Below are 12,461 nucleotides of genomic sequence, written 5' to 3' on the forward strand. Positions count from 1 at the left end.
TGGTGAGGCCGAGCATCGACACCGGCTCGATCGCCTTGTCGGTCGAGATCATCACCATGGCTTCGGCGCCGGCGCCGTGCGCCGCATCGGCAACGTTGATCGAGCCGAAGATGTTGGTCTTGACGCCCTCGCTCCAGTCGCGCTCCAGGATCGGCACGTGCTTGAGCGCGGCGGCATGGAACACGATGTCCGGCTTGAACTCCGCCATCAGGCGGATGATGCGCTCGCGATCGCGGATGTCGGCGATCCGCCCCTCGATCGCGGCCGCAGCGCCCTGCGCAGCCAGCGTCTCCGTGACCGCGTAGAGCGCCGGCTCGGAATTTTCCACGATCAGGAGGCGCGCGGCGCCGAAGGCGACAACGCGCTCGCAGATCTCGGACCCGATCGATCCGCCGCCGCCGGTGACGATGACAGCCTTGYCCTTGATCAGCGCTTCGAGCCGCGCATAGTCGATCTTTTCGCTCGGCCGCAGCAGGAGGTCCTCGACCGCGACGGCCGTGAGGCGCGGCGYATCGCCGCTCTCCAGCGAGGGCATGCGRTTGACGATCACMCCYARCTTGCGCGCGCGCATCAGGATCGATTCCGGATGAGCGTCCGGCTCGAACGCGGACGGCGTCATCACCAGGCGCGCGATCGCCTTGTCGCGTTTGGCGAAGTCGCCGACGACGTCCTCGATGTCGTCGATGTCGCCCAGCACCGGTACGTTGCGGATGGTTTGGCCGCGGTCCGCGCGCGATGGCGACAGCACGCCCACCGGCCAGATGCGCTTGATCGCCCCGCTCTCGATGCCGCGCAGCAGCACCTCGGCATCCGCGGCGCGGCCGATCAGCAGCGTCGGCGCGGCATCGTCGATCCGCGCGTGGCGGCGCACGCGGGTATAGCGGAAATAGCGATAGGCCAGGCGCAGCGCGCTGAGGAAGGAAATTTCAAGGAACCAGTAGAGGACGATCGTCACCTTGCCGAGAAAGAAGGCACCGCGGACGTTGGGGGAGACGAACACGTAGTCGAGGACAAGGAGCGCCACCGTCAGCACGGTCGCGACCTGGATGATGTTCAGCGCGTCAGGCAGCGAGATGAAGCGCCACTTTGTATCGGTCAGGTTCAAGATGAAGAACACGACCAGGCTGAAAGCGAGGAAGTAGGGCAGGATCTGGAACAGCAGCGGCAGGCGGTCGAAGAAGCCGTCGCCGCCCTCGAAACGCAGGTAGAAGGCTGCGAACAGCGCCGCCGTGGTCGCCAGCAGGTCGTGGAGCGCGATGAGGAGTTTGCGCAGAGTCAGATGCGAAAGGCGCGTCATCTATATTTCTAAAACCAATAACATGGAAAGATCGGACACCAAGACCACTACGCCAATCGTCTGCCAATCTTCAACACAGCCTCTGCAACCCGATCAACCTGTTCCATAGTAAGACTCGAACCGGACGGCAAACAGATGCCACGCTCAAAGAGGTCATCTGACACAGAAGTGTTTCCATGTGAAAAATAAGTGGCCTGCGCGAAGACCGGCTGAAGATGCATCGGCTTCCAAACTGGGCGAGCCTCGATAAGCTCATCTGATAAGTGCTGAACGAGGACTGGACCAGTAGTTCGTGCATCCGATGCGACGCAAGCAGCTGATATCCAATGCGTAGAGAAGCTCCATTCGGGCTCTGGCATAAGCCGGATCCAATCCTCGTTAGAGAATGCCTCTGAGTAGCGACGAAAGATTGCCCGCCGAGCCTCAACACGCCGATCAAGAACCTTAAGCTGCCCTCGCCCGACCCCAGCAAGAATATTGCTCATGCGATAATTGTAGCCGATTACGCTATGCTGATAGTGGGGTGCAGGATCGCGAGCCTGCGTTGCCAGAAAGCGCGCTCGGTCGGCAAGCTCCTTTTCGGACGTAACAAGCATACCGCCGCCAGAAGTCGTTATGATCTTATTTCCATTGAATGAATAAATGCCGATTCGTCCAAACGTGCCGGAATGCCGCCCTTGATATTTGGCTCCAAGCGATTCCGCCGCGTCCTCTATCATCGGGACACCATATTTGTCGCACAATGCCGCGAGAGGACCCATATCCGCGCTTTGGCCATACAGGTTGACGACTATGATCGCCTTCGGCAGATGTCCATTTTTCCGCGCCGTCTCCAGCGCTCGTTCAAGCGCAACAGGCGACATGTTCCAACTATTTGGCTCGGAATCAATCAATACGGGTTCAGCATTCTGGTAAACAATAGGATTTACACTCGCTGCAAAAGTTAGCGACGAGCAGAAGACGCAATCACCTTGGCCGACGCCCAAAAGGACCAACGCGAGATGGATCGCGGCAGTCCCAGAGCTCAATGCGACAGCATTCTCGACACCGACTACCTTGGCAAGCTCACTCTCGAAAGCATCGACGTTCGGGCCAAGAGGCGCGATCCAATTAGTTCGGAATGCTTCCTCTACAAAATCCCTTTCAGAGTCTCCCATGTGCGGCGTCGAGAGCAAAATCTGCTCGTCGATGCCACGCCGTTCGACGAGATCGACTACCTTTCCGGATGCGTCGACAACCGGAAGATGGTCAATCGTGTGTTTCTGCATCAATTGCAGCGCGCCGCGCCGAGTCCAATTTTCCGGCGCCATAATTGATCGGCGCTCCGAGACGATCACGAGCGTCTGGTCTAGCGAAGCGCCCTCTAACAGCAACCTGCGCAGGTCGCCATCCGTGACGGTGCGCTCGAATTGGCGATCATCCTTCACGAGAAGCAGGACGCCGAGACCACTGCGATCGAGCATATCAAGCGCGTCGCGCACCGTAGACTGGCGAGTGATGCAAATTCTCGAAATATCCAAGCGACCGTCCTCAGCGTATCTTGCGGGCCGGTACGCCCACATAAGTCGTTCCAGGTGGTACGTTGACAGTAACAGCGGCGCCAGCGCCTATAGTCGCGCCCTCGCCAATCGTGACGCCGGGAAGTATATTCGCTCCTGCGCCAATGAAAACCCGCGACCCGAGCCGCACATTGCCCGCCAGCGTTGCGCCAGGCGCAACGTGACAATAATTGCCGACCGCGCATTCATGATCAACGATGGCGCCATGGTTGACAATCACCCCTTCGCCAACGGTAGCCGCCGGCGCAATGACGGCACGGGCGGCTACGAACGTTCCGTCGCCAACGCTGGCGCTACGAGCGATTGTTGCCGCCGGATGAATGATGGTTGACGGCGAGCCGCCGCCCGCCTTCAGACCATCGAATATCTTGGCCCGGGTTTCATTTCCGCCGATCGACACGTGAAAGTGCTGGCCTACCATGTTAACGGCCGGATCGAAGCGCTGCACGATTAGACCCAGAATACCTTTCCCGATCTGGCTTGCGGACCCGTCGAGCACGCAAATCTCTGCTTGCATTCCACACGAAAGCAGCGCGTCCAGTACAACTATACCATGGCCGCCGGCACCGACTAGGAAGAGCTGATCAGTAGGCATTAGCTTTTGCCATAGAAGCTGTGGCAAGATCGAAACMGGCGAGCAAAGCGACAATGCGTTCACCCGATCGGCCGTCGCCGTAGACGTTGGTTCCATCAAACCGAGAGGCGGCTAGGGCGGCCGCGATCGTTTGTTCTAGATCTGCGCGACTAGTGGTGCAGTCGAACACATTGGTATTACGTTGACGCAGGTTTTGCCGTGATCCGACGTTGACGACTGGCGTACCGAAACTCGCAGCTTCAATAATTCCGCTGCTCGAGTTTCCCACCAGCAGATCGACTGCAGCTAGCCATGAAAGAAACCCCGCTCGGCGCAAGTGGGTGGCGAGATGAATTGCACCTAGCTCTGCATGCGCCTCAAGCACTTTCCTCACTCCCATGCTCCCCGCATCAGAATTAGGCTTGAGCGCGATAACCTGAATGCCTTTCTCACAGAGCGCGTCGATCAAGCTCTTAGTGTCATTTTCCGACCGATCGGCCTCTTGGAGCACTGGGTGATAGACGAGGAGGCCGAGCGGCCGCCGTGGATCGAAACCAATCTCGCTGCACAGATCATTGCGACCGGCAAGCGCGACCTTGGTGAGGTCATCCAACCCAGGCGCCCCAACGACAAAGACTTTGTCAGCAGCTTCACCCATGCGGATCAGGCGCTCTCTGCTTTCGTCAGTTGCCACCAGATGAAAATGGGCAAGCTTCGAGATAGCATGCCGCACGGGCTCGTCGATAGTGCCGGACCGCTCCCCCCCGTGGATATGAGCAACTGGAATGTTGAGATGGATTGCAGCTATTACGCCTGCCAGCATCTCGCCGCGGTCGCCAAGCACGACAACGATGTCCGGCCGAACCGCCTCCAGTGCACCTACGAATCCGATCAGCATCCGTCCGATATTTCTGGCCATAAGCGCGCCGGATGGCACTCCCTCCTCGACTGCGACGCGCTCGGCAATTGGAAGACCGGCCTCCTCAATTGCCGCGACGGTGAGCCCATGTTCCGCCTGCAGGTGCATGCCAGAAACCACGATCGCCAGCTCGAGCGCGTCAGACTTGTGGATGCATTCCAGAGTCGACTGCATCAGGCCGAAATCGGCGCGGGCACCGGTGATGTAACATATTTTACGCCGCTTCATGCGATGTCCGACCAAGTCAGCGTCTCGCCTTCGGCGATCGCGCGGGCCGATTTCCGTCCGATCACCCTTTCGAAGTCGGCCGGCGCAATGCCGGTTCCTGGCCGCATCAAGGCGATATCCTCTCGGGCGATCGGGGCGCCGGCATCGATAGCACGCACGGTGGTAACGCTGCGGCGCACGAGGTCCCGAACCGGTAATTCGGACGAGGTCGGCGCCTTGATATCGGAGCCGAGCGCCGCTTCGACGTCACGGATCTGCCGCACCATGGCTGCAAGCTGATCCGGCTCAAGAGAAGCCTTATGATCGGGACCTGGTAGGTTGCGATCGAGCGTAAAATGCTTCTCGATGACAACGGCGCCAAGCGCGACCGCGCCGGTGGAAACCGCAACGCCCATCGTATGGTCGGAATAGCCCACAGGCAGCCCCGTGGCTCGAGCCATCGTGGTCATCGCGCGCAGATTGACGTCAGTATTCTCAGCCGGATAGTTCGACGTGCAGTGCAGGATCGTCACCACGTCGGCCATCGGCTCGTCGTAGCCACGCGCAGTCCGCTCGGCGCGGATCACGTCGACCGCGCCGACCACTTCGCTGAGCTCCGCCATCCCCGTCGAGACGATCAGCGGTAGCGCCTTGGAGGCCATGTGCCGCAGCAGCAAAACGTTGGTGATCTCGCCGGAGGGCACCTTGATGCGCCGGACGCCGAGCTTGACCAGAAAATCGAGCGCTTCCTCGTCGAAGGCGGTCGACATGAACTCGATGCCGAGTTTCTCGCATTCCGAGAATAAACGCTCATGGAGCAACTCGGACATCTCAAGCGCCTTTAGCATGCTGTACTGATCGCCAGCGCCAGTCGCCTTTTTCTGATACTCTGCCTTCGCAGCGCCCTTGCGCGTCAGCTTGTCGGCGGAAAAGGTCTGGAACTTTACCGCGTCGGCACCGCTTTTTGCAGCCGCCTCGACCAGCGCCAAGGCTTTTGCCTCGTCGCCGTTGTGATTGACGCCAGCCTCAGCGATGATGAAAGTCTTCATGGCAATTTGCCGTAGTGTCGAGCCAATGCTTCGGCAGTGATCCAATCCGCCTCGGTGTCAATATCAACCGCCTCGTGGGGCTGATCGCAGAGCACGCCGACGGTCCGGGGTGGAAAGAAGGTACGCTCCGCTTCTAGCACGGAAGTCCGGATCAGGTACATGTTGCCTGCGACATGCACGGCGGGTGGCAGATCTTGCGAACGCAGCTTCGTTCCTCCCGCGTCGACAAACGGCAGAAGCCTACCGCCTTCCCCCCAGTGAAAGACGTGAAGGGGATGGGGATGCGCGGGCGCGACGCCAATCACGGCATCGCCATCGCCGCGCTCCATATGCGCGAAGGCTTCGTGCCAGCGCGAAGATTCGCGCACTGGCGATGTCGGCTGCAGCAAAGCGACGAGCTCGTAGGACCGCCCCTCGCGGCGCTCGCGTGTCAGAACATCAATTACCACGTCCGCAGTGCTGGCCGAGTCTGAGGCCAATCCATCAGGTCGCAGATTGGGAACTTCGATGCCTTCCGAGCGAGCAGCCGCGCTAATCTCTTCAGAATCGGTAGAGACCACGATCTTATTGAAACGGCCGAGTGTCTTGGCAAAGCGGATTGACCAGGCGATCAGGGGAACGCCGAGAAAGCACCTCACATTTTTGCCGGGCAGGCGCTTCGAGCCGCCGCGAGCCGGGATGACAGCGAGCGTCTTCACTGGTTAGACCGTGCTATTGCGACAGGAATTCTTTGAGCATGCCAAGTCCGACCGTGCCGCTGCGTTCGGGATGGAACTGGGTCGCGGTCACGTTGTCCCGCTTGACCATCGCGCTGATCCGATGGCCGCCATAATTGCAATCGGCGAGCCGGTCGCTCTCCTGCGCCGGCTGTGCGGCAAACGAATGCACGAAATACACCGCTGGTCCCTGCACGCCGAAGGGCCGCAGCAGCGTGTCGGTCCACGCGCGGCCCGCTTCCGGCTCAATCAGGTGATTCCAGCCGATATGCGGCACCCGCTGTGCGGTACCATTCGTCGTGGTGCTCGGCACCATCCGGACACGGCCTGGCAGGACGCCAAGCCCCGGCGTCTCACCGAATTCTTCGCTCGCATCGAATAGTATCTGCATGCCAACGCAGATGCCGAGCATGGGGCGACCGGAGCCAACGAATCGGCGGATCGCGTCGCCTAGGCCGAGATCGTTCACAGCACGCATGCATTCGGAAAAAGCGCCGACCCCCGGCACCACCAGCCGTTCGGCAGCGACGGCATCCTTCGGGTCCTCGGTGACGATCACATCGGCGCCAGCATATTCCAGCGCACGCGCCACATTCAGCATATTACACATGCCGTAGTCGAGCAGGGTGATCTTCCGCGTCGTCACTGCATATGCCTCACGGAAAGCCCGGCATTAAGCGCCGCGGCTCGGATATCGCTAATCGCAAGCCGATCGTAATGCAACACGTCCGCCATCGAAACGCCATCGGCGCGCCCCCGCTGTGCCGCTTGCAGGAAATCGTCAATCGACCCCATACCGCCGCTGGCGATCACCGGCACCGTGACGCCCTCGCTGACGCGGCGGATCAACTCGATGTCGTAGCCCTTGCGGGTGCCTTCCCGGTCTACTGACGTTAGAAGGATCTCCCCAGCCCCCTTCTCGACTCCCTTGCGCACCCATTCGAGGACGTCGAGCCCGGTCCGCTCCCGGCCGTTGTCAGTGTAGGCCTCCCATTTGCCCGGCGCGACCTGCTTGGCCTCGATCGACAATACCATCGCTTGGGAGCCGAAATGTCGCGCCACCTCGCTGACGAGCTCCGGGCGGGCAATGGCGGCGGTATTGATGGCAACCTTGTCAGCGCCCGATCGCAGAATGTGCCGGGCGTCGTCTACAGAGCGGATGCCTCCACCGACTGTGATCGGGATGAAGACTTGATCGGCGGCGCGGCGGATAATGTCGCTAAGGTTGTTGCGCCCGTAGAGGCTCGCGACGATGTCCATATAGACGAGCTCGTCCGCGCCGCCCCGATAGTATTTCAGCGCATATTCCTGCGGGTCTCCTATCACGCGAAGCCCCTCGAGCTGCACGCCCTTGATGAGGTTCTTGCCCTTAATGTCGAGCCGAGGAATGATTCTGAGATTGCTCACGCGATCACGTGCCCGGTTCTTTAGAACTATTCGTCTTGGACGGCATGGCGCAGTTGCCAGCTATTGCCGGCCCATTTCCACAGGTGCGGCGAACGGAAGTTGTCGGCAAGCCGATGGAAATACTGCTCGGTCAAAATAGGCTCTTCGAACATCCTACTGGCCTCCGGAAACTCCTTGGCCGGAATGCTCAGATAGCGGTAGATCTCCTCGGCGAAGCGCGCCGGAAATTCGTGATCGAAACGTTTGACTAGCGCGACACCCTCGTCGCGGTCGATGTCGCCCGAACGTATCTCCTGCGAGGCATCGTAGCTGGCGCGCCCGATGCCGAACTTCACGCCCGTCGTGTAGTAGTGGAAGTCGTCAATGCGATCGTCGATGCTGTTGTACTTGCTGTAGGTACCCGCAGTGCGCTCCGGCGAAGCTTGAAAGCCCCCGTGCTCGACGGCGTAATAGTAGCAGCTCTGCGGATGCCATTTCAGATAATAGCCAAGATAGTGCACCTCGACCTTCTGACGTTCGATCTCGTTCGGATCGGCAGGCAAATAGGGCAATAGGTCCTGGTGCTCGACGCCGAACTGGCTCTTCAGGTCGGCAATAGAGACACCGCCGAGATAGATATTTGATTGATCGGCCGAGGTGAAGTAAGACCAATCTCGCTTGGCGGTATCAGTATCGCCGATCGGATTGCCGTATTCGGCTTCATTCTCGCCGTAGATCACGAGCGGAATCTTGTGCAAGAGCGCCATCCTCGGCGCGAGCGACTTCTGCCCGAACATAAAGGCTTGGAATGGGTGAAACAATAGATCGACGGCAAGCCGCGTGAGCAGCCGATGCACGCGTCCGTTTGGGGTCATCAACAAGTTGTCATGACCAGCATGGATCCAGCTCTGGAAATTCTTCCAGCCCCAGTCGGTATAGATGTGCGGAGCCCACGTCACCGTCAGGGGATGCATGCCATATTTGGTGCGGAGGATGTGCGAGGCATAGAAGCTGTCCTTGCCGCCAGACCCAGGCACGATGCAGTCATAGTTGCCGTTGCGGCTGCGGTGCTGGTCGAGCAGGTCGCGCAGCCTTCGCTCGCGCTCCTCCCAGTCGATGCTACCGTTCTTTTTCTCGGCGAAGCGGCAGGCGTCGCAGATTCCATCGGAGTCGAAATTGATGGTCTTCTTCTTGCTGTCTTTGGTGTGCTCGTACTCGACCGCGGAGTTCGGGCGCTGGTTAGAGATCACGCAGCGCTTACAGTACACGAGCTGTTTCGGAAGACCATATTTGGTGGTCGGATTGACCGCGTCCGGCGCAAATTGCGATTTGTCGACATCACGCGGGGCGGGAATCCTATCCATAGAAACCTCTGAGTCTGGAACGCCGTAACGGTCCGGCTGCCGGAAAACGACCGGCTGACCGCCAGCGCCACCGATTTGGGCTGTAGGCCGCCTTTTAGGCCATCAGCAGTGGAAAAACCAATAGATATTGCAAAGCAATATCCGGGCCTCCGGGGGGCCATCAGTCCCGCCCCGCGGGACTAGGACTGAGCGCTGGAAACGCGCGATTCGCCCGGTTTTTGGCGTCCCGCCGCCTGTGTCAGTGCCCGCTTGTAGAGCGCGAACAGTTTCATGCTGTTCCGCTGGGGCAGAAAATTAGAAACGGCCAATTCATGAGCAGCCGCGCCCATCCGGGCGGCACGGCCCCGATCGGCGGCAAGCGAGGCGATTGCGTTCGCCAAGGCTGCTGCGTCGCGCGGTGGCACCGCGACTCCGGTCACCCCATCCACCAGCGTATCCGGTGTGGGCCGCCTGACCGTCACAATGCTCGGGATGCTGAGGAAGGCTGCCTCGAAGATCGGCCGCCCGGGCGCATCATAGTGCGAAGGGAAACACAGGACGTCCATGCAGGAATAGGCTTGCGCGACATCGGTCGTGAAGCCCGCCATATGGACCCGGTCCTCAAGCCCATATTCGGCAAGTTTCGCCCGCACCTCACTACCGACGTCTTGGCCGAGCTTCAGCCGGTTGAGAAGGCGCGACCACAGCGTGCCCGAGCGCCCTGCGTCGGAACCGACGATGATGAATTCGGCGTCGAGGCCCTGCTCCCGCGTCAGGCGCGCGGCCTCGATCAGCTCGAATATGCCCTTAACGCGCAGCAGATTCCCGACGAAGCCGACCTTGAACGACCCCGGCCTCAGGCTGAGCCGATCGGCAAAGCTCCTATCCGTATATTTACGGGGAAGCGAGAATGAATTGTGGATAACGTCAACGGCAAGCTCTGGCGGCAGGCTGCCCCGGACGGTCTCGTCAATAGCGATGACCGCATCGGCCTTATCGCGCAGCAGCGCATTGATCAACCGCGTTCGCAGCGAGCCAGCGTCATTGCGGACGACCGAACGCACGTGCACGATGACCGGGGCCTTGAACAGGCGCCGCGCGATCAGCCACGGCACGATCCCCGTGATCTCGTTCACATGAATGAGATCGACGCTTTTCCAGCGCCGGTGGGCGCGACGCAGCGCCAGCATTGTCGACGCAAGGAACACCAGTTCGCGCAGCACGACCAGCCAGCGCAGGCCGCGATAGTAGCTGTAACGGGTGTTGTCGAACTGGCTCATCCCCCATGTGTCGATCACCTCGCCAATCTTGGCGAAAAAATCGTGGACGCTCCCGCGTGGGGCGACGAAGAACGACTGGACCTCTCCCTCGGGAAGCGCCCGCACCGCCTCGTAGAGGCTGCGGCATCCGCCGGCGAAAGCGCCCGTCATGTGGATGTAAAGGACTCTCATGGCTGGTTCATCAAAGTGGCCTAGCCGATCAACTTGCGCGACGTGTTCACGAGCTTCTTCGCCAGCTCGAACAGGCCGTGGTTGGTTCGATAATCCAGGAACGTCCGGCGCGCCGCCGCCATGAAGTCGGCGAAAGCAGCTTCGTCGAGCTCGAGCTTCTTGAGCGCGTATTGACGGTCTTCCTCCAGAAGGTCCGACGGGTAAACGGGCGCTTTCATCGCTTCCAGCGCCTCGGCGCGACGCATCTGACCCGACAAAACGAGGTTTGAATAATGCGCCTTGCGCTTGTCGATGTCGAACTTCCGGGGCAGCACATAGGCTTGGTAAAACCTCGTGTAAATCGATTCATAGTGTTTGCCGCCGTAGTAGACCCAACCGAGCTGCTTCTGCAGAACCTCCATTGCCTGCTGCTTGTTGTAGTCGATGAAATTCAGGATCGAAACCATGCGGATACGCCGCAGAAAGACGTAGTAGAACAACAGGGGCAACGAGAAGTGGGGATAGGTGGAAAGCCTCGCGCTGCCGAACCGATCGTGGACGTCCTTCACATACGACCAGTCGAAATAGCCGTAGCCCCATTTCTCCGGCAGGATCGCCTCCGACACGACGTTAGTGCCGGTGATGATGTGCTTTAGCCCGTGCCTGGCGGCGATCTGGTAGAGCAGCGCCCATATCGCATGGTCGGTCGGCACCTCGCCGTCCGGGGTGGAGGCCTTCAGGAACGAAATTTGCAGGTCGCGAAACTCCTCCCAGTCGATCACATGGGTATAGAGGTCGATGCCGAGCGTCTTGAGTGTCTTCTCGATGTTGGCCACCGCCAGCTCGGAGTTCCAGCCATTATCGAGATGGACCGCCAGTGGCCGCAGTCCCAAATCTTTAACCAGCCAGGCGACATAGGTGCTGTCGACGCCGCCGCTCACGCCAATGACGCAGTCATAGGGCTTACCCTTGCCCGCCTGCCTGAGCTCGGCCACCAGCCGGGCAAGCCGCTCCTCGCGCTCAGCGGGCGGAATGATCCGCTGTCGAGCGACCACCTCGTAGCGATGGCAATGATTGCAGATCCCCTCCGCATCGAAAACGATGTCCGGATCAGTCGTATCCATGATGCAGCGGGTACAGATTGCCATCGTGTCTGTTGGTTCCTTGCAGGCGGGGCGGCAGGATGCTGCTTTCTTTCGGCATCCGGGACCATTGATATCACTTAATTCAGGGCGGCCGACAACTCTGCCTGCGACGGATAGGTGATCAACACTGCCCGGTGGGGACCGTGAAACACGAACATAGCGCCCGCCGCAACTGCCGCGGCGCCTGCCTGCCTCGCCGCGCTGAAATCCGTGACCTTGCCGGCCCCGCCCGACGCAATCACGGGGACGCCGACGGCCGCCGCAACCCGCGACACCAGGTCAACGTCATAGCCGTTCATCGTGCCATCGCGGTCGATGGAGGCGAGCAGGATTTCGCCGGCGCCGAGCTCCTGCATCTTTTTGGCATAGGCCACCGGATCGTGGCCGGTCGCCCTCAAGCCGCCCTCCCCATAGACCTCGTAGCGGCCGAACAGCCTACGCTTGACGTCAATCGAGACCGCGATGGCCTGGCTGCCGAACTCACGCGCCGCCTCGCGCACGAGTTCGGGATGGCGCAGCGCCGCGGTGTTGATCACGACCTTTTCGATCCCCGTGGCGAGGATCTTCCTGATGTGCTCGATCGAGCTGATCCCGCCACCATAGGCGACCGGCATGAAGCATTCGCTGGAGATACTCTCGATGGTCGCGAAGGCCGGCCCCTTCCCGCTGCGCGAGGCCGTGATGTCCAGCAGGACAAGCTCGTCGACCTCCTTGTCGTTGAAGATGCGGATCGCGTTGATGGGGTCGCCGACATAGACCGGATTGCGGAAGGCGGTCGTCTTCACGAGGCCCGCGCCGCGGAGCAGCAGTGTCGGAATAACGCGCGTTCGGCGCAT

At 60.4% G+C, this 12,461-nt stretch carries 12 protein-coding genes; all 12 read right to left on the reverse strand.

Annotated elements, in window-relative coordinates:
• Positions 1–1,297, reverse strand: a 1,297-nt coding sequence (locus AC1DW2_RS39635; protein ID WP_477008740.1) for an SDR family NAD(P)-dependent oxidoreductase, incomplete at its 3' end; no start/stop codon positions are given.
• Positions 1,298–1,344: 47 nt separating this feature from the next.
• On the reverse strand, positions 1,345–2,817 hold the full coding sequence (locus tag AC1DW2_RS39640; RefSeq protein ID WP_477008741.1) for an aminotransferase class I/II-fold pyridoxal phosphate-dependent enzyme: 1,473 nt from the start codon (positions 2,815–2,817) through the stop codon (positions 1,345–1,347).
• 10 nt (positions 2,818–2,827) lie between these two features.
• A complete protein-coding gene (locus AC1DW2_RS39645; protein WP_477008742.1) occupies positions 2,828–3,547 on the reverse strand; it encodes an acetyltransferase in 720 nt (239 codons plus the stop codon).
• Entirely contained in the window at positions 3,441–4,577 is a 1,137-nt protein-coding gene (gene neuC / locus AC1DW2_RS39650; RefSeq protein ID WP_477008743.1) for a UDP-N-acetylglucosamine 2-epimerase, read from the reverse strand. The genes AC1DW2_RS39645 and neuC overlap by 107 nt, the downstream gene beginning before the upstream one ends.
• Positions 4,574–5,605, reverse strand: coding sequence for an N-acetylneuraminate synthase (gene neuB / locus AC1DW2_RS39655; RefSeq protein WP_477008744.1), 1,032 nt, complete (start codon positions 5,603–5,605; stop codon positions 4,574–4,576). The genes neuC and neuB overlap by 4 nt, the downstream gene beginning before the upstream one ends.
• Positions 5,602–6,303, reverse strand: a complete 702-nt coding sequence (locus tag AC1DW2_RS39660) for an acylneuraminate cytidylyltransferase family protein (RefSeq protein WP_477008745.1) — start codon at positions 6,301–6,303, stop codon at positions 5,602–5,604. Before AC1DW2_RS39660 ends, neuB begins: the two co-directional genes overlap by 4 nt.
• A 13-nt stretch (positions 6,304–6,316) precedes the next feature.
• Complete coding sequence (hisH, locus tag AC1DW2_RS39665; protein ID WP_477008746.1) at positions 6,317–6,967, reverse strand: imidazole glycerol phosphate synthase subunit HisH; 651 nt, start codon at positions 6,965–6,967, stop codon at positions 6,317–6,319.
• Positions 6,964–7,728: an imidazole glycerol phosphate synthase subunit HisF gene (gene hisF / locus AC1DW2_RS39670; protein ID WP_477008747.1), complete on the reverse strand. Its 765-nt coding sequence runs from the start codon at positions 7,726–7,728 to the stop codon at positions 6,964–6,966. Before hisF ends, hisH begins: the two co-directional genes overlap by 4 nt.
• A gap of 26 nt (positions 7,729–7,754) precedes the next feature.
• On the reverse strand, positions 7,755–9,071 hold the full coding sequence (locus AC1DW2_RS39675) for an N-acetyl sugar amidotransferase (protein WP_477008748.1): 1,317 nt from the start codon (positions 9,069–9,071) through the stop codon (positions 7,755–7,757).
• Positions 9,072–9,250: 179 nt separating this feature from the next.
• A complete protein-coding gene (locus tag AC1DW2_RS39680) occupies positions 9,251–10,501 on the reverse strand; it encodes a glycosyltransferase family 4 protein (protein ID WP_477008749.1) in 1,251 nt (416 codons plus the stop codon).
• Positions 10,502–10,521: 20 nt separating this feature from the next.
• The gene (locus AC1DW2_RS39685) at positions 10,522–11,628 is read right to left on the reverse strand and encodes an N-acetyl sugar amidotransferase (RefSeq protein WP_477008750.1); all 1,107 of its coding nucleotides are present in this window, start codon (positions 11,626–11,628) and stop codon (positions 10,522–10,524) included.
• A gap of 74 nt (positions 11,629–11,702) precedes the next feature.
• Entirely contained in the window at positions 11,703–12,461 is a 759-nt protein-coding gene (locus tag AC1DW2_RS39690; protein WP_477008751.1) for an AglZ/HisF2 family acetamidino modification protein, read from the reverse strand.

This window comes from Bradyrhizobium sp. P3_C3 (assembly GCF_056402655.1).